Raw genomic sequence first — 20,210 nt, 5'->3', positions numbered from 1 at the left:
TTGTGACACGATTATTGAATTGCGTCAAGTGCCGCAGAAATATCTGCAATCAGATCCTCTTTATCTTCAAGTCCCAGACTGATACGAATCAGTTCTGCCGGAACTCCTGCTTCTTTTAACTGCTCATCATTCATCTGGCGATGTGTGGATGTTGCCGGGTTCAGGCAACAGGTTCTCGCATCTGCCACATGGGTTTCAATCGCTCCAAGCTTCAGATTCTGCATGAATACGGAAGCAGCTTCTCTTCCACCTTTCAATCCGAAAGATACCACTCCACAGCCCCCGTCTGGCATGTATTTCTTTGCTCTTTCATAGTATTTGTTAGATGGAAGTCCCGGATAATTGACATAAGCAACCTTTGGGTGCTGCTCCAGAAATTCTGCGACAGCCTGTCCGTTCTCCACGTGTCTTGGCATACGCACATGAAGAGATTCCAGTCCGAGATTCAGGATAAATGCATTCTGTGGTGCCTGGATTGATCCGAGATCACGCATCAACTGAGAAGTACATTTTGTGATAAATGCGCCTTCTTTTCCGAATTTCTCAGCATAGGTAATTCCATGATAGCTTTCATCCGGTGTGCAAAGTCCGGGATATTTATCTGCATGAGCCATCCAGTCAAATTTACCACTGTCTACGATTGCTCCACCGACTGCTGCTCCATGTCCATCCATATATTTTGTAGTCGAATGTGTCACAATATCTGCTCCCCATTCGATCGGATGACAGTTGACCGGTGTCGGGAAGGTATTATCCACGATCAGCGGTACACCATGCGCATGTGCAACCTTTGCAAAAAGCTCAATATCCAGAACAGTAAGTGCCGGATTGGCAATCGTCTCACCAAACATCAGCTTTGTATTTGGCTGGAATGCCGCATTTAATTCTTCTTCTGTTGCATCCGGAGAAACAAATGTTGCGTCAATTCCCATTTTCTTCATTGTCACACTGATCAGATTGAAGGTTCCACCATAAATCGAAGAGGAAGCCACAATATGATCTCCTGCTTCACAGATATTGAACATAGCAAAGAAATTCGCTGCCTGTCCGGAAGAAGTCAACATTGCAGCTGTTCCGCCTTCCATCGCCGCGATTTTTGCCGCTACGTGGTCGTTAGTCGGATTCTGCAGACGGGTGTAGAAATATCCGGATGCCTCCAGATCAAATAATTTTCCCATATCTTCACTTGTATTGTATTTGAATGTCGTAGACTGAATGATCGGAACCTGTCTCGGCTCTCCATTTCCAGGTGTATATCCTCCTTGCACGCATTTTGTTCCCATATGATAAGTATTCATGAGAAAGTTCCTCCTTTTTCTTTTACACATTTCCTCTAATGTATATTCATTAAGTATGTTTTCTATTATAGCAGAAAACGGGAGATTTTGTTTAAAAATCTCCCGTTTGTTTTATATTTTTCGTAGAATATGCAGTTTTTCTTTTATTTTCCTCTTACGGTTTACATCTCCCACACGGGCTATACCCCTCTTTAATCACTTCTTCTCTTGAACCTGTAAATGTTTTTTTATTTCCTTCTTTGATATCTTTTACTCCTGAACACTCCGGCGTATGGAACTTCTTTGTATTTTCATTCAACACATACGTCTTTTTCTCTGTATTTCCACTGGTTTTTCCCGTACCCGCTGACGCATCCGCATCGGAAAGTACTGCCTTTCCCGTTGCATAATCAATCGTAATTCCCGGCTGTACATTATAGACATACACATTAAATTTCACACCTTCTCCATGATCCTCCACTGATTCTGCTTCCATTAAAACTCCGGATGCAACCAGATTTTCCCCTTCAAATACCGGTGTGACACGATACATTACATGATTATCTGTCTCTTTGATGTAGTCGGCAACCATATTTTCAAATGGCAGCATTCCATCCACATTCATATAGCGGGTTCCTGTAATCAGATTCTTTTCGTTTGCATTTTCTGCCGTCAGCTGATAGCCTATCAGATGACAACGGTTGTAAAGATATTTTCCATCCACATTGTCAAATTTTATTGTCTGCCACCCGGACGGTTTCACCTGTCCAATCTTTCCTCTTTTCCCGGTCGGCATCAGATCTGTCCCAATACTGGACGTGGCAACGCCGCACCGCCCCAGCTCATCCAGATCACTGTAGCTTTCATAAGACTGATCTGTCAGCTCATCTTCGGTAAAATCCGGTTCATTATCGTCAATCACTACATACGGTGTTCCGCTGTATGCCGGAATATTATCCAATGTAGCGCTCACCGGATCCTGGCTGCCACCTGCTGTCGATTCATTTTTTCCGCTACCTGACTGCCTTTCAACTACCGCTGCCTGACTGTTTCCATATGATGCACTTTGCGCATCTGCTCCACCTGTGCCACACGCTGTCAGAAACAATGCAAACGTCAGAAGCAGCACACCTCTCATTTTCCCAATTTTCTTCTTCATAGCAATCCCTGCCTATTGTAAATTTCTTTTGTAATCTTCTCATGGGAGTAACCGGAAAAATCTTTTCTCTCTTCCAGTCTCCACTTGCTTAAATCTACCTCAAAAAATACATCTGCCGGATAATCCCGGTTCCATTTATACAGAACAATCTCTGTAATCTTCCCCTCATATCCAGCCAAATTCTCCCCCTCAACAAAACAGAAATCCTCTTTTTCTGCCTTTTCCAGAAAATTCCGGTCAACCTTCCACATTTTTTCATCCTCCAGGTGCCCTGCGTCCTGTATTTTCTTCCCAGTCCCAGTTTCCCGGCATACCTCTTCTTTTGCTTTAAAGACTTCTTTAAAAAGCTTATCTGCCTCCGGCGCCATCCAGAGCACATTCCCTCTCGTCATCTCAAGAATATCCCATGACACCATCCGGTCCCGGCTCACTCTCCTGCCATTAAAGCATATCCCCATCCGGTTATCCACACATACAATAGTTTTCACACTACCAAACTCCTTCCCCGCAATTCCAGCCAATATCCGAAATCCTCTACACAGCTTCACATTCTTTTGCCACTGTAGCGTCCGTCTCGTCCCTGCATTTTCCATAACACAAACAGGCAGAGAATCCAATCCCTGCCTGTCCGTATTCATAACATCTTATTCAACTTTCGCAATATCAATCAGTGTAAGCTGACGGATATCTGTATTTTCCAGACTTGTCACAAGTGCTCTTGCAGTATCCATAGCTGTCAGTACATTGACACCTGTCTCGATTGCATTACGACGGATTACAAATCCATCTCGTGCATGATCTGCTCCCTGTGGAGGAGTATCAATTACAAGGTCGATCTCGTGTCCAAGGATCAGATCCATCAGGTTCGGTGATTCCTGCTCAATCTTATTGACCGGAATTGCTTTTACGCCACCTTCTTTTAATGCATCAGCTGTACCGCGTGTTGCAAAGATGCGGTAGCCAAGTGCCTCAAATCTGCGTCCGATCTCGACAGCTTCTCCCTTATCCTCATCACGAACAGTCATGATCATGTTCTTATATTTTGGAAGGTTGATTCCAGCTCCAAGGAACGCTTTGTAAAGTGCCTCGTTAAATGTAGTTGCAATTCCCAGACACTCACCTGTAGACTTCATTTCCGGTCCAAGGCTGATATCTGCACCACGGATCTTCTCAAATGAGAATACCGGCATCTTGATTGCAATATAATCAGCTTCTTTCTGAAGTCCCGGTGTGTAACCCATTTCTCTGATCTTATGTCCGATGATCGCTCTTGTAGCAAGCGGAACGATCGGGATACCTGTTACCTTACTGATATAAGGAACGGTACGACTTGAACGTGGGTTTACTTCGATGACATAAACATCTTCGCCACATACGATGAACTGGATGTTGATCATACCAATTACGTGAAGGGCTTTTGCAAGACGCTTTGTATATTCTTCAATTTTACGCTTTGTCACTTCGGAAATGCTCTGCGCAGGATATACGGAAATACTGTCACCAGAATGGATTCCGGCACGCTCAATATGTTCCATAATACCAGGAATCAGAATGTCTGTTCCATCACATACTGCATCGACCTCAATCTCTTTACCGACCAGATATTTATCAACCAGAATCGGGTGATCCTGTGCAATACGGTTGATGATTCCGATAAATTCATCAATATCATGATCGTTGATTGCAATCTGCATTCCCTGTCCGCCAAGTACATAAGAAGGACGAACCAGTACCGGATATCCAAGACGGTTGGCAACCTCTTTTGCTTCTTCAGCGGTAAATACTGTATCTCCCTTCGGACGTGGAATATTGCACTGTGCAAGGATCTCGTCAAAGAGCTCTCTGTCCTCTGCAGCATCTACATCTTCTGCGGAAGTTCCAAGAATCGGCACTCCCATCTTCATCAGGGATTCTGTTAATTTGATCGCAGTCTGTCCACCAAACTGAACAACTGCTCCGTCCGGTTTTTCCAGGTCTACAATGCTCTCTACATCTTCCGGAGTAAGTGGTTCGAAATACAGCTTATCTGCGATATCGAAATCGGTACTTACAGTTTCCGGGTTGTTATTTACGATAATAGTCTCGTATCCTTCTTTTGCAAATGCCCATGTACAATGTACAGAACAGAAGTCGAACTCGATACCCTGTCCGATACGGATCGGTCCTGATCCAAGTACTAGAACTTTCTTTTTGCCGGAAGTCTCTTCTACTTCGTTCTGGCTTCCGAATACAGAATAATAATATGGGGTCTCTGCCGCGAACTCAGCCGCACAGGTATCAACCATCTTGTATGCTGCAACGATTCCGTTTGCATGACGCATATCGTGGATTTCTCTCTCATCTTTTCCGGTCAGTCGTGCAATAACATTGTCCGGGAATTCAATACGTTTTGCTTCTTTCAGAAGTTCCGGTGTGAGTTCCTGTGTCTTCAGAGCCTGTTCCATCTCAACAAGGATTGCGATCTTGTCGATGAACCATTTGTCGATCTTTGTGATCGCATGGATCTCGTCATAAGAGATTCCTTTGCGGAGTGCTTCTGCGATCATCCAGATTCTGCGGTCATCTACGATTTCCAGTTTTTCCAGAATTTCTTCTTTGGAAAGTGCTGAGAAATCATAAGAAAGCAGACAGTCTACATGCTGCTCCAGAGAACGGATTGCTTTCATAAGAGCTCCTTCAAAGTTATCGCAAATACTCATAACTTCTCCGGTAGCTTTCATCTGTGTCGTCAACGTTCTCTTTGCACTGATAAATTTATCGAACGGAAGTCTCGGCATCTTAACAACACAGTAGTCAAGCATTGGCTCGAAGCTTGCATAAGTTTTCTTTGTAACTGCATTCTTGATCTCGTCCAGTGTATATCCAAGGGCAATCTTTGCAGCAACTTTTGCGATCGGGTATCCTGTCGCTTTGGAAGCCAGTGCAGAAGAACGGCTTACACGCGGGTTTACCTCAATTACACAATATTCAAAAGAGTCTGGATGTAATGCGTATTGTACGTTACATCCACCAGTAATATTCAGTTCTGTAATGATATTCAGTGCCGAAGTACGCAGCATCTGATATTCTTTATCTCCAAGAGTCTGGGAAGGTGCAACAACGATACTGTCACCGGTATGAACTCCGACCGGATCGATATTTTCCATATTACATACAGTAATACAGTTTCCAGCACTGTCTCGCATTACTTCGTACTCGATTTCTTTCCATCCTGCAATGCAGCGTTCTACAAGAACCTGTCCTACACGCGACAAACGGAGTCCGTTCTCAAGGATTTCTTCCAATTGTTCCTGATCATGTGCGATACCACCACCGCTTCCGCCGAGGGTATATGCCGGACGAAGAACAACAGGATATCCGATCTTATCTGCAAACGCGACACCATCTTCTATATTTTCAACGACCAGTGAAGCTGCAACCGGCTCACCGATCTTTTCCATAGTATCTTTAAATTCCAGACGGTCTTCTGCTTTCTTGATGGTTTCCGCCGTTGTACCGATCAGTCTCACATTATGTTCCTTAAGGAATCCTGCTTCTTCCAGCTCCATTGCAAGGTTCAGTCCGGCCTGGCCTCCAAGGGTAGGAAGTACGCTGTCCGGTTTTTCTTTAAGGATCAGCTGTTCTACAACTTCTACCGTAAGTGGTTCGATATAAACGCGGTCTGCAATATCTTTGTCTGTCATGATCGTTGCCGGATTCGAATTCAGAAGTACAACTTCAAGTCCTTCTTCCTTCAGTGAACGGCATGCCTGTGTTCCGGCATAGTCAAATTCTGCTGCCTGTCCGATTACGATTGGACCGGAACCAATAACTAATACTTTCTTTATGTCTTTATTTCTTGGCATTATTTTGTTCCTCCCATCATATCCATAAATCTGTCAAACAAGTAACCAGAATCCTGTGGTCCCGGGCAAGCTTCCGGATGGAACTGTACTGTGAAAATATTCTTTCCAACGTATGACATTCCTTCGTTTGTATTGTCATTTACGTTCACAAATGCAGGTACTGCAACGCTTTCCGGAATGCTATCAGCATCTACAGCATAACCATGGTTCTGGGAAGAAATATAAACTCTTCCTGTCTGCAGATCTTTTACCGGATGGTTTCCGCCCCTGTGTCCGTATTTCAACTTATAGGTCTTACCACCGTTGGCGAGTGCCATCAGCTGATGTCCCAGACAGATTGCAAAGATTGGGATCTCTGAATCGTATAATTTTCTGATTTCTTTAATAATGGAAGTGCAATCCGCCGGATCGCCAGGTCCGTTCGACAGCATGATACCGTCCGGATTTGCGGAAATGATCTCTTCTGCAGGTGTATTTGCCGGGTAAACGGTAACTTCACAGCCACGATCATTTAAAGACCTTGCAATGTTGTTCTTAGCACCAAAGTCCATCAATGCAACTTTTGGTCCATTGCCTTCTAAGACATATTTTTCACTGCAAGTTACTTTGGAAACTACATCTCCTACTTTGTATGCATGAAGTTTCGGAAGTACCTCATCCAGATTGTAATTTTCATTCGTTGTGATCATACCATTCATTGTACCCTTTTCGCGGAGGATTTTGGTAAGTGCTCTGGTATCAATTCCTGCAATTCCCGGAATATCCTGTTCTTTCAGGAAATCCTGAATTGTACCTTCACAACGGAAGTTGCTTGGCATTCTGGACAATTCTCTTACAATATAACCATCCGGCCACGCCTTCTTGGACTCCATATCCGGTGTAATACCATAGTTTCCGATCAGCGGATATGTCATGACAACGGCCTGTCCGGCGTAAGAAGGGTCTGTCAGCACCTCTAAGTATCCAGTCATTGAAGTATTGAATACAATCTCACTAATCATATCTTTTGTTGAGCCGATGCTTGTGCCTTCAAACACAGTTCCGTCTTCTAAAATTAGAAACGCTTTCATATGTTCACCTTATCCCTTCGTAATACTCTTTTATTCTCAAAAAAGGGGCACTCTTGGAGTCTTTTCAATTCCAGAGCGCCCACACTTTCTCAAATTGTAAAAAGTTTACCATATCTGGTTACAGATTTCAATACCTATTTTTTATGTTTATTTTAAAGTGTAATTTTTTTAAAAAAGAGTTGCTTTTATTCAAAAATTTGATATAATATAATTCGTGACTGCGAAAGCAGTACGAATGCTGGAATAGCTCAGTCGGTAGAGCACTTCACTCGTAATGAAGGGGTCGTCGGTTCAAGTCCGATTTCCAGCTTAGTGATCAGAGAAAAAGGGAGTGCCTGTTTATCAGACATTCCCTTTTTGTATCCGGCAGAAATGCCTGTGATACCTTCACTGACTGTTCCTATCGACCGGACATCTGTTTTTCCTGTTCTTCGATCATTTTCTTGACCATATAACCTCCGACAGATCCGTTCTGTCTTGAAGTTAAGTCTCCGTTGTACCCGTCTGATAACGGTACTCCCAGTTCGCTTGCAACCTCGTATTTAAATTTGTCCAGTGCACCTTTTGCTTCTGGCACGGCTGCTCTGTTTGATGAACGACTTGCCATATTCATTTCCTCCTTTTTTGTAACATTTTGTTTTGTGTTACGCTCCTAGTATATGGAGAATAAATTCAGATTACACTGGGAGGTTTTGTTAATTTTAGCATTTTTTATTTTGCAGTAATCTGCACCAGATGAGTATGAAACATTTTAAACTGAAGCATGACACATTTAGTATTCTTTGCATAAAAGCAGAGTTTGGGAGAAAACTTAGATCATAATATAAAATCCAAGTCAGGACAATTCTGCAATTCTGGATACACCTACATAAATTTCGGAAATTTTATACCATGTACGGTAATCAACAGTTCCGGTTACCGGAAGCCCGAACACCGACTGGAATTTTCTGACGGACGATGCTGTTGCCGGACCATAAATACCGTCAACTGTGATTTTCGGAATTGCCGGGTATGCACCGGCAATGACATTTAGCTGTTCCTGCATTTGCCGGACTTTTGTACCAGAAGAGCCCTGGGAAAGGGTATACCCTGGCCATGAAGACGGAATGCCTGAAATTTCTTCAGCAGTATTGATGTAAATATCATCTCCGTAATAATAGCGGAGGATTTCCGACGGAGAATACCCCTGATCACCAAGTGCTTTAGAACCCCATTGGGTCATCCAGTTCGGACACTGAACCTGCCTTCCGTCACAGTATTGTGTCAGAATCGGCTGCCTTACATTCGGTCTGGAAAGATAATCTGCAAACAGTTCGTCCACCACTGTAGAAATGGAGTCAAAAACATTCCGTTCCGGAATCCATTTGTGATCAAAAGCCGTAGAAGATGTAATTGTGAAATCATAGCCCTGATTGCGATACCATTCGGTGTAAACCCGGTTCAGCGTAAAAGACATGATTGCCAGTACATTTGCCCGGATCGTATTTTCCGGCCAGGTTGCATAGATTTCACTGGAAGCAACATTTTTGATATAATCTTTATATTTTACATAATAATTCTGTGCGGTAGAATCGCGTGGTGAGCCATTGTGAACAACAATGTATTCCGGCACGACAACTCTGCTTAGCACAATCTCACCGGTTTCGTTTACCGGCTTGATCTCGTTTTCCGGGATTTTCGGCGGATACACACCGTACAGAGTATGTGCAGGAATCACAAAGATTTCCGGGGTCTGGTCTTCCGTGACAAGTGGACGCAGACGAATCTTCTGAATTGCCGTCACACCGGCCAGTATTTCCGTTCCTGCGATGTTGACCGGCTCGAATCCCGGAGCGTTTACTTCCAGGGTATATTCCGCATATGGCTGTTCTTCATTTGTTACATCCAGGCTATACTCCACAGGCGGTGCGTCAAGCTCAATGGTTTCACTTTGTCCGGAGCTATCGGTTGTCAGTTCTTCCAGTGTGTTTTCAGGAATACCTGTATAGGAAATACGGATTGACGCATCTGGAACAGGAAAAGAATCAATAGACGAAGTAATCTGTACCTGCAAATTTCCCCGATCAGAAGTCTGCATGGCTTTCAAAAATCTCATATCTGATATCCTCAAGGCTTTTTATACTGTCAGAAACATTATATGTAAAAAATGTCCGTGTTGTGCAAAAATGAAGGGTATGTTATGATGAAACATACAGATGAGTATTTGGAGGAATTAAATAGATTATGCGAAAAAAGATGCATCAAACAGGGAAATTTTTTTCGTTCATTCTTTTGGGACTTGGCTGTCTCTGTCTTATATCCGGAGGAATCCTGATCGGCAGACAAATGTCAGCCACTCCGAAAGCAGAGAGTTCCGCGCCGGAAGAAGTTCCTTATGAACAGGAAAAAATTACGGATGCAGAGGTTACCGGAGAATTCTACTATGAACAGCTTTCTGATGAAGAGCAAACGGTTTACCGGGAAATTCTTCAGGGTATCCAGGAAAATAAAAAAGAAATTTATCTGCATTGCAGCAACGCGAATACTGCAAATGAAGTATTTCAGAATGTGTTAAATGACAGACCGGAAATTTTCTGGTGTGATGGAAATGCAACTTCCACAGAATATTCTCAGTCTGAAGGACAGAGCCGATATGTAGTAATAGAGCCCAATTATCTTTATGAGGGAGAAGAAAAAGAACAACGGAATCAGGAGATTGAATCGGCAAGAACCACCTGTCTTTCTGGCATTTCAGACCTTTCAGATGAATACGAAAAGATAAAATACATTTACACCTATCTCATAGATAACGTAGATTATGATCTTGATGCACCGGATAACCAGAATATTTACAGTGCTCTTGTCGGAAAAAGATCGGTTTGTGCCGGCTATGCAAAAAGCTGCCAGTATCTGCTGCAACAACTGGGTATTTACTGTATCTATGTAACCGGACAGACTACAGATCCAAATGGAGGCATCGCAGACCATGCATGGAATATTGTTCAGTGCAATGATCAATATTATTATGTAGATGCAACCTGGGGAGATCCGATTTTTCTCGGCGAAGATAATGACTATCAGATACCGAACCTGATTGCTTACGATTATCTCTGCTGCAGTGAAAAAGAGCTAGAAAAAACACATATGATCAGCACGGACTATGTATATCCGTCATGTCAGTCTGAAAATCTGAACTATTATCAGCTGAACGGCATGTATTATGATACCTATGAGCCTGGTATGTTGCGAGAAGTGATCGACAGATCGATTGAGAGCCAGGAGGCTTATACGATATTTAAAATGTCAGATGATGCAGTCTATCAGGATGTCGTGGATGAAATGCATGAAACCCTCATGGAAGAAGGTGCAGGATACCTGGGTGAGTTATATGGACTTTGGCAGGTTTCTTATTCATACAGTGAAGAAGCATCCCTTAACAAATTTATTATTTACTGGTTTTATGAATAAAAAGATAGTGGGCAGAACAATTTGCCCACTATCTTTTTATCTACAACGTCGTTTCCAGATTGTTTCCCGAAATGTATGCCGCAAGCTTTTCACCAAGCAGTTTATATTTTTCGCCTTCTAACAGTGGATCTTCCCTCAGGATTTCCCCCGATGCTTCTCCTGCTTTTTTCAGAAGCTCCGAATCCTGGAACACATCTCCGATCCGGAAATTCATTAATCCGCTTTGCCGGATTCCAAAAAGATCTCCTGGTCCCCGAAGCTTCAGATCTTCATTCGCAATAAAAAATCCATTATTGGATTTGTTCAGGATCTCAAGTCGTTTTTTTGTCTCTTTCGTCTTCGAACCACTCATAAAAATACAATAGGACTGGTGTCTGCCACGTCCTACGCGCCCGCGAAGCTGATGAAGCTGCGCCAGCCCAAAACGCTCAGCATTCTCCACCATGATCACCGTAGCATTCGGCACATTGATACCAACCTCGATAACTGTTGTCGACACCAGGACCTGGATCTCATTCTTTGCAAATGCTCCCATGATCTCGTCTTTTTCTGCCTGTTTCATCCGCCCATGAAGCGCAGCGATCCGGATCTTGTCACCCATCTCACTTTGCAGAAGCTGCGCATAGTCAAGAACATTCTCTGCATCCATTGCCTCGCTCTCTTCTACCATCGGACAAATCACATAGCACTGTCTTCCTTCGGCGACCTGCTTCTGCATAAAGCGGTAAGCAGTCGGTCGGTAACTGGTATCCACCACACAGTTCTTGATTGGCAGACGGTTTGCCGGAAGTTCATCAATCACCGAAATATCCAGATCTCCATATAAAATGATTGCCAGTGTTCGAGGAATCGGTGTCGCACTCATTACAAGAATATGAGGAATTTGTCCTTTCCCGGCAAGTGCCTCTCTCTGACGGACACCAAATCGGTGCTGTTCATCGGTAACAACAAGTGCCAGATTCTGGTATTCCACCTTCTCCTGGATCAGTGCATGGGTTCCCAGAACAATCTGCACTTCTCCCGCAGCAATCCTCTGATAAGCTTCCCTTTTTTCCTTTGCTGTCATCGACCCGGTCAAGAGCTCGGTTTTCACCGGAATCTGATACTTTTCCAGCATCTCTATGATTGATTCGTAATGCTGCTTGGCCAGAACTTCTGTCGGCGCCATCATTGCGCCCTGATAACCGTTCAGTGCCGCCAGAAGAAGAGCCAGAAGCGCTACTATTGTCTTGCCAGAGCCAACATCCCCCTGGATCAGGCGTGACATCACTAGCTTTCCGCACATCTCCTCCTGGATCTGTTCCCAGACTCTCTTCTGTGCTCCGGTCAGTTCATATGGCAGATTTGCAAGAAAGCGGTCGATTTCCGACCGCCTTTTTATCACAAATCCGTTTTCGGCACGCTCATTTCGCTCCCTCGTCCTGCGAAGAGCAAGCACGAAAACTAAAAATTCTTCAAATACAAGTCTCTCTCTTGCATGGTAGAATTCTGCCTTATCCAGTGGAAAATGTATCCCGCGGATCGCATAGTTATACTCAGCCAGATGATATCGAAGGCGCAGATCTTTCGGTAGATCATCAGAGACGAGATCCAGATATTCCATCGCACCTTTAACCGCTTTTGCTACCGCATTGTTCGTCATACCGGCAGTTAACGGATAAATTGGCTGAAGAGTTCCACACTTTTTATCGTAACTATCCGGTGGTGAAAATAACTCTGGATGCTCCATAATCAGTTGATCCTTTTTTGAAACTACCCGTCCTCTTATGATAACCGGCATTCCCTGCTTCAATGTATTACGCAGAAACGGCATACGAAACCAGATCACCTTCAAAGTACCAGTCAGATCTTTTACGTATGCTGTCGTAATCTGCATACGCTTTCCTCCTCCAACCTGTACTCTTCCGTATATCACGCCTTTTACCGTGCTGATCTTTCCTTCTTCCAGCTCTCCTACGCTCACCGGCTCTTCATATACATCATATCCTCTGGGATAATAACGGAGCAGATCGCCGATGGTAAAAATTCCCATCTTGTGAAACAGTTCCTCGGTTTTTGCCCCGATTCCTTTCAGATTACGGATTTCTGACTGCTCATTCATAAGTCTATTCTACCGCCAACACATAGTAATAAATCGGCTGTCCGCCCATGTGTGCATCTACGTCCATATCCGGATATAATTCTTCAATCTCTGCTGTCAGCTTTTCTGCTTCTTCTTCGGAAACTTCTTCTCCATAATAGAGACTGATCAGTTCAGAATCATCATTTACCAGCTGTGCCAGCATGTCCTTTGTAGTACCATCAACAGACTTGCCAACTGCAAGGATACCTGCATCACCAATTCCCATGATATCACCTTCATGGATTTCTTTATCATCGATGTGGGTATCACGGACAGCATAAGTCACCTGACCTGTCTTTACACATTTGATCGCTTCCAGCATCGTCTCTTCATTTGTATCCACATCTTCTTCTGCATTGTAATTCAGAACTGCTGTGATTCCCTGCGGAACGGTCTTTGTCGGAATTACGATAATATCCTTGTCTTCTGTCAGATCACGCGCCTGATTTGCAGCCATTACGATATTCTTATTATTCGGAAGAATGTAAATATAGTCTGCATTTACATGATCGATCGCTGTCAGCATATCCTCCGTACTCGGGTTCATGGTCTGACCACCCTCGATAATGTAGTCCACGCCAAGTTCTTTGAAGATTTCATTTAATCCTTCTCCGATCGAAACAGCAATAAATCCGACCTTTTTACGTGGCTCTTTGGCTTTTTCTTTCTCTTTCTGAGCTGCTGCAAGCTTTTCTGCATCTTTGATCAGCTTTTCCTGATGCTCTTCACGCATATTATCAATCTTCATACGAGATAACTGTCCATAAGTAAGTGCTTTCTGGATTGCAAGTCCCGGATCGTTCGTATGAACATGTATCTTAACAACGTCTTCATCTGCTACACATACGATAGAATCACCAATCGATTCCAGATAAGCCTTAAATTCTATTTCATCCTTTTCTGTAAATTCTTTGTCCAGGAGAATAATAAATTCGGTACAGTATCCAAATTTGATATCCACTGTACCCTCAGTTTCAACCTTTGTTGCATTAACAGCCTGAGGAGTTGGTGCAAGTGCGCTGTAGTCAATCTCTTTACCGAGGAATGCATCATATGCCCCGCGCAGTACTTCCAGAAGTCCCTGTCCGCCGGAATCTACAACACCTGCCTCCTTTAATACAGGAAGCATATCCGGAGTCTTTGCCAGAACAGTCTCTGCCTCTTCAATCAGCTTCGGGAGAAATTCTTCCAGATCATCTGTCTCCTCTGCAAGTGTCTGAGCCTTTTCAGCCACCCCTTTTGCAACGGTAAGAATCGTACCTTCTTTCGGCTTCATAACAGCCTTATATGCTGTCTCTTTTGCACGTACAGCTGCTCTTGCAAGTGCAGGTACATCAATTTCGCTTTCCGTCTTGATGGATTTTGTGAATCCGCGGAGCAGCTGGGATAGAATAACACCGGAGTTACCTCTTGCACCACGGAGAGAACCGGATGAAATTGCCTTCGCAAGAGAAGCCATATCCATGCCTTCCAGTGCAGTTACTTCTTTCGCTGCCGCCATAATTGTCATAGACATATTGGTTCCTGTATCACCATCCGGTACAGGGAACACGTTCAGTTCATTGATATATTCCTTTTTTGCTTCTATATTCTGTGCGCCTGCAAGAAACATCTTCGCAAGCAGTTCTACATCGATACTCTTTGTTGCCACAACAAGTTCCTCCTTAATTAATCGATCACGCGGACGCCTTCGATATAGATGTTGATCTTATCGACGCTCATACCTGTAAATTCTTCAACTTTATACTTCACGTTGCTGATCAGATTGTCTGTTACTGCTGAAATACTTACTCCGTAAGCTACGACCACATGAAAATTAAGTGTAATCTTATTCTCATCAGAGATTCCGACCTGGATTCCCTTTGTAAGGCTTTCTTTTTTCAAAAGTTTTACCAGACCATCTTTCATGCTGACAGCTGCCATACCGACAATTCCAAAACATTCAACTGCTACAGATCCTGCATATTTTGCGATCACTTCCGGATCGATCGTGATGATTCCTAAATCAGTACTCATACTTCCCTTCATATGCCATCCTCCAATTCTCAAAATTCATATCAATAAATCTATTTTTAAACGTTGAAAATATTATACTCTATTTCCAATGCTTTTACAACCAATGCAGCCCGATAATCAGGCATGCTGACACCTGCCTGATTATACGGCAGCTCACTTAACAGTTCACTGTCGTACATTCGCCAAATACAGATCCAATCAGATTTTTGTGCGAGCACAAATCTGGACAGCTCCGTATTTGGTTCATCGTATACGCAAAAAACCGAAGCTTAAAAGCTTCGGTTCTCATCATTCCGCTCAGATTAAGCTCTTTCAACGCGTCCGGATTTCAGGCAGCTTGTACATACGTACATTTTCTGTGTTCCGCCGTTTTCCGTTTTAACTCTAACGGATTTTACGTTAGATTTCCACATCTTAGATGATCTTCTATGAGAGTGACTTACGTTATTTCCGAAATGAGCACCCTTTTCACAAATAGCACATTTAGCCATGATTGCACCTCCTAACGATCTGAAATGTCTGCTTACAAATCTTGCAGACTCACAACAATAATTATTTTAACAGAAACTTTTAACAATTGCAAGTGTTATTTTCACTTTTATGCATTTTTTGTTTCTTCATTGTGTCCATAATAGCCCTCATACTTCTGTGAGCCATAATATTTGTTATAATATCCCTTCTGGTTCTTACGCTCTACCTTGTTAAGGACAACACCAAGAACGGACACTCCCGAATTTTCCAGCTGGTCTTTTACATTCTGCACCAAACGGTATTTGGTCTTACCTGCTTCGACAACAATGATCGCGCCATCACTCTGATGTCCGATGATTGCCGCATCAATAACAAGACCAAGCGGCGGACAGTCAATGATAATATAATCATAGACATTCTTCATGGACTCCAGCATACCGGTAAAACGTTTGGATTCCAGAAGCTCTGTCGGATTCGGAGCCTCCGGTCCAGAAAGAAGAATATGAAATTTCGGAATATTTGTCGCCATAATCACATCTGCAAGCACACACTGTCCGGAGAGGAAGTGTGACAGCCCTTTATCTGCACCGGTAATCTGAAGTTTCGATGCCATAACAGAATTCCTAATATCCGCATCAACAAGAATAACAGATTTTCCCATGTCTGCAATTGATTCTGCCAGCGCAACAGAAACAGAGCTTTTCCCCTCTCTCGGCACACAGCTTGTTACAAGAATGACTCTTTTATCATCTCCGCAAAACTGCAGATTGGTACGCAATGTCCGGATTGATTCACGCACCCCGTAGCTTTTCTTTTCAATCGATAAATTAACCTTTTTCAACAAAACACCTGCTTTCTTCCCCACGCGGGGCTATCTGAATCTCTTTATCTGCTCTTCCATATCCGTCTTGGATTATCTACAAAAATCTCTTCCGCATAATCCTGTCCCATCTTTTTTCTGACGTAAGTGGCACACTTCCCGAGGTTCATCTTCCGCCCCTCCAGATTGTGTGCATCTGATCCTATAAAATCCACAAGATCATCTTTCATCAGGCCGGCACAGAACTTTTTAATCGTATGTCCTTCATATCCCAATACGGAATCTGCATTTATCTGGATCTGTGCTCCAAGTTTTTTCAGTTCCTGGATTCTCTCCGGTTCCTGACAGCAAAAATACCTTTCAACATGTGCAACGATCGGTCGATATCCCTTGGTGATTAGCTCATAAATGTAATTACGGACCGTGACAAAACTGTCATTGGTTGAAAACTCTGTCAAAACATATCTGCTTCCAAGCATCGTCGGCCGAAGCTTCTTATCAAGATGCCGGATCATCTGCTCATTCCGGTAATACTCGCAGCCAAGCCTCAGTCCAATTCCAACTTCTTCAGCATAATCGCGAAGTTCATGGTATACTCGGATCACCTTTTTCATGGAAGGCTCAAACATCTCCGGTCTGTAATGCGGAGTCGCAATGATATAACGTACTCCCTGCTCATAGGCATCCCGTATCATTGCTCTGGAAGTCTCCATATCCGGTGCTCCATCATCTACTCCCGGAAGAATATGACAATGAATATCTACCAACATCAAAACGTATCTCTCCTGTCAAAAAGAAAACGCCCCTCACGGTGACTCCCGCCACAAAGAAGCGTTTTCAACATATGTTTGTATTATCTAACAGCTTTCTTTTTAAGACCGAATGCTGCTGCTACTGCTGCCAGTCCAAGTACTGCAACTGCTGATACAGCTGTTGCGCTTGTAGCCGGTGAAGTAGCTGTTCCTGTAGCGGATGTAAGAGTTGTCTTGTCAACAACAAATGCAACCGGTGACAGTGAACTAAATGTACCTGTTACTGTTCCATCTGCAACAGTTGTATCAATCTTCTCCCAAGCTGATGCTGATCTATTGTAATGCAGAATCTGAACTTTAGAAGAAGCTGTTACGCCTTTCATTACGAATGTGATCTTAAGTGGGAATTTAGCTCCTTCCGGCGCTGTAACTTCCTTAACATCAGCAACTGTCATATTCGCATTAAAATCGCTCCCAATTACTTCTTTCAATTTTGCTTCAGTCTTAATGTCTGCAACTGCCTGTGTGTATTCTGTCGGGATCTCAGATGTGATAGAAACATTCACTGCATTACCATCTGTATCTGTTGCGCTGCTTACAGCTGTAACAACTGTAGAAGCTGCCGGACTTGGTGCTGCAAATGCCGTCATTCCGATGCAGGATACCATAGCTGCAATAAGACCAACTGTCTTTAAGATTCTTGACTTCATTTTCTTTGACCTCCTCACATAGTTTATTTGATATTCGCTATATCAAGCTATACTATACTACAATTACATTATTTTGTAAAACATTTTTAATATTATTTTTTTTAATTCTTTATTGTCTACCAGATACTGCGCATGTCCGTCTTTCTCAATAATCTCACCCGGAACTTTCACGGTGTCCTCTGCAATCTTATAATCTGTCAGCTCTTCCATCTCATCCGCAGTCATGTTTGTTGTCATATAATCCTCCAATTTCTGGTACAGAGAAAGATACTCTGTTTCGCTTTGAATACTCTGCATCTTCTCGATCAGAGCATCCATAAACTGTGACTGACGTTCCATGCGCTGATTGTTACTGTCAAGGACTTCAATATCTCTTTTACGGACATATTTTTCAGCAAGTTCCCCATTAAGAGTAACTTCTGCACCTTTTTCAAATGCAGGATCAACAGCTGTATAATCTTCTGGCACGGTAAGAGTAATTCCTCCAACCGCATCAGTTGCTGCAACCAGCCCCTCCAGCGTCAGTGAAAAATAAGAATCCACATTCACGCCATACATAAGTTCTGATACCTTCTCAGATGTCAGACGGCAGCTCTCTTCTGCCCCGTCCCCATATGCGTACTGAAGTGCGATCTGCCCATTTTCCGTCATCAGCCTGTTACCTGTCACATCATAAATATCGATTCCCACCATAGAATCTCTGGAAATCTGAATGATCTGTGCCGTCTTCTCTTCTTTATTAAGGACCAGAAGATTCAGGCTGTCGCTCTGTCCGTTTTCTCCCGGGTTATTACCAAGATCTGCTTTTTCTTCCTTGTCAACACCCATGAACAGAACGGTCTTGATATCCGGGTTGAGTTTGTATTTCTTTCCGTCTTCTTCGATGATTCCGGACTGTGATTCCGTTTCGTCTGCACCCGCTTCTGCCGATGCCTCCTGTTTTTTCTGCGTACCGCTTTTCCCTTTTGTAACCGTATAAACGACACCTGCCAACAGCCCTGCGCAGATAACTGCAAGTATCACGATTACCAGATTTCTATTCTTCATTTGTCAGAACCGCCTCCACAAGAAGTCTATGGTTTGATTCTCCCGTCACACAGGTACTGAGCGACAGGATCCGGTCTTCTGTTCCTACGCTTTCGATATCACTGTAACGGCTTCTCAGGTCTCTGGAATCCTGAAGTGAATCCAGGAAAGCCTGTCTCTGGTCATCCATTACATAATTGAAAGAGTTGATCAGATGACGGTCATCATAAATAACTGCCGCAAAAATCCGGTAAGTCAGAACATGATCTGGTGTATAAATGATCACATTTGGATATTTTTCAATATATCCTTCTTCCAGATAACGATCCAGTGTATGAAACATGGTATCTACACCCTCACCCATCTGATGTCCGTAAATAACCGTATTGAAATCTGTAAAATTCTTACTGTTGCATGCCTGTGTAAAAATAGCACCATCCGCCGCTTCTACCCGTTCCCAGGTATGAGATAGATAATAATTATCATCCTCATTATTCTGGCAAACCGGATAATCAACGGTTGTTCCATCAATCTTAATCCATGCGTAAATGTCCGGATTTTTTTCCTGAAGAGCAGTAAAATCAACCGGTATCTCCGGCTTTGTCTGCTCTCCGTCATCACTATCTGTTTTTGACGGTTTCACATTTTCCGTTGCCAGCTTTTTTGCATCATCATACGACTGCTTCGTCTTTGCCGCCGTGGCGTAATACCAAATCAGATAACCTGCACAGCAGACTGCTATCACAAGCAACACCGCAACAATAATCTTTCTTGTCCTGTCTTTCAAATCGATTCCCTCTTTTCTGTCGGAATCGCTGCAAGCATATGAAGTCCAAGATATTTTTTAATATCTTCTTCTGTCTGAATTGTATCATTCATGAGATAACGAAGTACAATAACAGTAGCTGCCACAAACGCAAATGCAAGTCCACCCATTGCAGTATTCTTCTTAGTATTCGGTGAAGAAGGATATTTTGGCACAACAGCTTCTTCAACAACCTTCGGCTTGTCACTGGACATTACATATGCCACTCTCTCAGCTGTCACATCCGCAAGTTCATTTGCAATTTTCTTTGCTTCTTTAGCGTTTGCATCCAAAACAGTAAATCTCAAAATACGGGTATCTGTCTGATTATCTGTCTGAATCATACTTTTTAACTCTTCATATGTATAATCCAGATTTAATTTTTCAATTACTTCTTCGAGAACAGGACGGCTCGTTGCCAAAATCTCAAAGTCTGCTGTAAGCTGCGTACCCATCTGAATATCTGCAAGGGATGTCACACTTGTTGTTTTTGTTAAGATATAAATCATTGAGGAAGCGGAATATTTCGGTGTGATCAGCAGTTTCGTACCACCAAACGCAAGTGTCGCTCCTATGATAAAACACAAAACAATTATCCACAATTTATTCATCAGCAAATGAAAAATTTCTCCGAGATCAATCTCCATCTCATCATCTTTTTGCATTTCTAACTGTTTCAACTCACTCATA

At 43.1% G+C, this 20,210-nt stretch carries 19 protein-coding genes and 1 tRNA gene; 2 read left to right on the top strand and 18 right to left on the bottom strand.

The window, feature by feature from the left end; translation table 11 throughout:
• Nucleotides 1–11: 11 nt before the first annotated feature.
• From PG418_RS12355 to PG418_RS12335, 5 genes are all read right to left on the bottom strand, one after another.
• Complete coding sequence (locus PG418_RS12355; RefSeq protein ID WP_117558238.1) at nt 12–1,298, bottom strand: O-acetylhomoserine aminocarboxypropyltransferase/cysteine synthase family protein; 1,287 nt, start codon at nt 1,296–1,298, stop codon at nt 12–14.
• Between the two features lie 154 nt (nt 1,299–1,452).
• Nucleotides 1,453–2,436: a DNA/RNA non-specific endonuclease gene (locus PG418_RS12350; protein ID WP_498837469.1), complete on the bottom strand. Its 984-nt coding sequence runs from the start codon at nt 2,434–2,436 to the stop codon at nt 1,453–1,455.
• Nucleotides 2,433–2,924 carry a ribonuclease Z gene (locus PG418_RS12345; protein ID WP_498837468.1) on the bottom strand — a complete coding sequence of 164 codons (492 nt, stop codon included), beginning with the start codon at nt 2,922–2,924 and terminating at the stop codon, nt 2,433–2,435. The genes PG418_RS12350 and PG418_RS12345 overlap by 4 nt, the downstream gene beginning before the upstream one ends.
• 156 nt (nt 2,925–3,080) lie before the next feature.
• Nucleotides 3,081–6,281, bottom strand: coding sequence for a carbamoyl-phosphate synthase large subunit (carB, locus tag PG418_RS12340; RefSeq protein WP_008375273.1), 3,201 nt, complete (start codon nt 6,279–6,281; stop codon nt 3,081–3,083).
• A complete protein-coding gene (locus tag PG418_RS12335; protein ID WP_117558244.1) occupies nt 6,281–7,351 on the bottom strand; it encodes a carbamoyl phosphate synthase small subunit in 1,071 nt (356 codons plus the stop codon). Before PG418_RS12335 ends, carB begins: the two co-directional genes overlap by 1 nt.
• Before the next feature lie 237 nt (nt 7,352–7,588).
• Between PG418_RS12335 and PG418_RS12330 the strand changes: the two genes are divergently transcribed.
• Nucleotides 7,589–7,661 (top strand) — tRNA-Thr (locus tag PG418_RS12330).
• A 90-nt stretch (nt 7,662–7,751) separates the two neighbouring features.
• On the opposite strand, the gene PG418_RS12325 is transcribed toward PG418_RS12330, so the two are convergent.
• Together PG418_RS12325 and PG418_RS12320 are read right to left on the bottom strand one after the other, a co-directional pair.
• Nucleotides 7,752–7,958: an alpha/beta-type small acid-soluble spore protein gene (locus tag PG418_RS12325; protein ID WP_022220917.1), complete on the bottom strand. Its 207-nt coding sequence runs from the start codon at nt 7,956–7,958 to the stop codon at nt 7,752–7,754.
• A 228-nt stretch (nt 7,959–8,186) separates the two neighbouring features.
• Nucleotides 8,187–9,446 carry a peptidoglycan-binding protein gene (locus PG418_RS12320; protein ID WP_498837467.1) on the bottom strand — a complete coding sequence of 420 codons (1,260 nt, stop codon included), beginning with the start codon at nt 9,444–9,446 and terminating at the stop codon, nt 8,187–8,189.
• A gap of 128 nt (nt 9,447–9,574) precedes the next feature.
• Here PG418_RS12320 and PG418_RS12315 point away from each other — a divergent pair, with 128 nt between their 5' ends.
• A complete protein-coding gene (locus PG418_RS12315; RefSeq protein ID WP_498837466.1) occupies nt 9,575–10,798 on the top strand; it encodes a transglutaminase domain-containing protein in 1,224 nt (407 codons plus the stop codon).
• 40 nt (nt 10,799–10,838) lie between these two features.
• Here PG418_RS12315 and recG read toward each other — a convergent pair whose 3' ends face one another.
• The 11 genes from recG to PG418_RS12260 form a co-directional block, all read right to left on the bottom strand.
• Nucleotides 10,839–12,899 carry an ATP-dependent DNA helicase RecG gene (gene recG / locus PG418_RS12310; protein WP_368276629.1) on the bottom strand — a complete coding sequence of 687 codons (2,061 nt, stop codon included), beginning with the start codon at nt 12,897–12,899 and terminating at the stop codon, nt 10,839–10,841.
• Nucleotides 12,900–12,903: 4 nt separating this feature from the next.
• Nucleotides 12,904–14,571: a DAK2 domain-containing protein gene (locus tag PG418_RS12305; RefSeq protein ID WP_055157854.1), complete on the bottom strand. Its 1,668-nt coding sequence runs from the start codon at nt 14,569–14,571 to the stop codon at nt 12,904–12,906.
• Nucleotides 14,572–14,588: 17 nt separating this feature from the next.
• A complete protein-coding gene (locus PG418_RS12300) occupies nt 14,589–14,948 on the bottom strand; it encodes an Asp23/Gls24 family envelope stress response protein (RefSeq protein ID WP_008375262.1) in 360 nt (119 codons plus the stop codon).
• Between the two features lie 44 nt (nt 14,949–14,992).
• Nucleotides 14,993–15,115: a hypothetical protein gene (locus tag PG418_RS12295; RefSeq protein ID WP_264472185.1), complete on the bottom strand. Its 123-nt coding sequence runs from the start codon at nt 15,113–15,115 to the stop codon at nt 14,993–14,995.
• Between the two features lie 123 nt (nt 15,116–15,238).
• Entirely contained in the window at nt 15,239–15,427 is a 189-nt protein-coding gene (gene rpmB / locus PG418_RS12290; RefSeq protein WP_022219990.1) for a 50S ribosomal protein L28, read from the bottom strand.
• Between the two features lie 107 nt (nt 15,428–15,534).
• Complete coding sequence (locus PG418_RS12285) at nt 15,535–16,248, bottom strand: CpsD/CapB family tyrosine-protein kinase (RefSeq protein ID WP_498837465.1); 714 nt, start codon at nt 16,246–16,248, stop codon at nt 15,535–15,537.
• Nucleotides 16,249–16,292: 44 nt separating this feature from the next.
• Nucleotides 16,293–16,997: a CpsB/CapC family capsule biosynthesis tyrosine phosphatase gene (locus PG418_RS12280; protein WP_117558305.1), complete on the bottom strand. Its 705-nt coding sequence runs from the start codon at nt 16,995–16,997 to the stop codon at nt 16,293–16,295.
• Nucleotides 16,998–17,080: 83 nt separating this feature from the next.
• Nucleotides 17,081–17,689 carry a hypothetical protein gene (locus PG418_RS12275; protein ID WP_270475893.1) on the bottom strand — a complete coding sequence of 203 codons (609 nt, stop codon included), beginning with the start codon at nt 17,687–17,689 and terminating at the stop codon, nt 17,081–17,083.
• 63 nt (nt 17,690–17,752) lie between these two features.
• A complete protein-coding gene (locus tag PG418_RS12270) occupies nt 17,753–18,736 on the bottom strand; it encodes an LCP family protein (RefSeq protein WP_195368933.1) in 984 nt (327 codons plus the stop codon).
• The gene (locus PG418_RS12265; protein ID WP_055247232.1) at nt 18,726–19,502 is read right to left on the bottom strand and encodes a class B sortase; all 777 of its coding nucleotides are present in this window, start codon (nt 19,500–19,502) and stop codon (nt 18,726–18,728) included. The genes PG418_RS12270 and PG418_RS12265 overlap by 11 nt, the downstream gene beginning before the upstream one ends.
• A complete protein-coding gene (locus tag PG418_RS12260; RefSeq protein WP_070098610.1) occupies nt 19,499–20,209 on the bottom strand; it encodes a YveK family protein in 711 nt (236 codons plus the stop codon). Before PG418_RS12260 ends, PG418_RS12265 begins: the two co-directional genes overlap by 4 nt.
• Nucleotide 20,210: the final 1 nt, after the last annotated feature.

Source organism: Bariatricus sp. TF06-38A (genome assembly GCF_027690675.1).
Taxonomy (GTDB): domain Bacteria; phylum Bacillota; class Clostridia; order Lachnospirales; family Lachnospiraceae; genus Allocoprococcus; species Allocoprococcus comes.
The sequence above is the reverse complement of the archived record's forward strand: the minus strand, read 5'-3'. Positions and strand labels throughout refer to the sequence as shown.

Bases quoted from the DNA above. Each gene is read 5' to 3' on its own strand.
- PG418_RS12355 (WP_117558238.1), bottom strand. From the start codon at position 1,298: ATGAATACTTATCATATGGGAACAAAATGCGTGCAAGGAGGATATACA.
- PG418_RS12350 (WP_498837469.1), bottom strand. From the start codon at position 2,436: ATGAAGAAGAAAATTGGGAAAATGAGAGGTGTGCTGCTTCTGACGTTT.
- carB (WP_008375273.1), bottom strand. From the start codon at position 6,281: ATGCCAAGAAATAAAGACATAAAGAAAGTATTAGTTATTGGTTCCGGT.
- PG418_RS12335 (WP_117558244.1), bottom strand. From the start codon at position 7,351: ATGAAAGCGTTTCTAATTTTAGAAGACGGAACTGTGTTTGAAGGCACA.
- PG418_RS12325 (WP_022220917.1), bottom strand. From the start codon at position 7,958: ATGGCAAGTCGTTCATCAAACAGAGCAGCCGTGCCAGAAGCAAAAGGT.
- PG418_RS12320 (WP_498837467.1), bottom strand. From the start codon at position 9,446: ATGAGATTTTTGAAAGCCATGCAGACTTCTGATCGGGGAAATTTGCAG.
- PG418_RS12315 (WP_498837466.1), top strand. From the start codon at position 9,575: ATGCGAAAAAAGATGCATCAAACAGGGAAATTTTTTTCGTTCATTCTT.
- recG (WP_368276629.1), bottom strand. From the start codon at position 12,899: ATGAATGAGCAGTCAGAAATCCGTAATCTGAAAGGAATCGGGGCAAAA.
- PG418_RS12300 (WP_008375262.1), bottom strand. From the start codon at position 14,948: ATGAAGGGAAGTATGAGTACTGATTTAGGAATCATCACGATCGATCCG.
- PG418_RS12295 (WP_264472185.1), bottom strand. From the start codon at position 15,115: ATGTACGACAGTGAACTGTTAAGTGAGCTGCCGTATAATCAGGCAGGT.
- rpmB (WP_022219990.1), bottom strand. From the start codon at position 15,427: ATGGCTAAATGTGCTATTTGTGAAAAGGGTGCTCATTTCGGAAATAAC.
- PG418_RS12280 (WP_117558305.1), bottom strand. From the start codon at position 16,997: ATGTTGGTAGATATTCATTGTCATATTCTTCCGGGAGTAGATGATGGA.
- PG418_RS12275 (WP_270475893.1), bottom strand. From the start codon at position 17,689: ATGAAGTCAAGAATCTTAAAGACAGTTGGTCTTATTGCAGCTATGGTA.
- PG418_RS12270 (WP_195368933.1), bottom strand. From the start codon at position 18,736: ATGAAGAATAGAAATCTGGTAATCGTGATACTTGCAGTTATCTGCGCA.
- PG418_RS12260 (WP_070098610.1), bottom strand. From the start codon at position 20,209: ATGAGTGAGTTGAAACAGTTAGAAATGCAAAAAGATGATGAGATGGAG.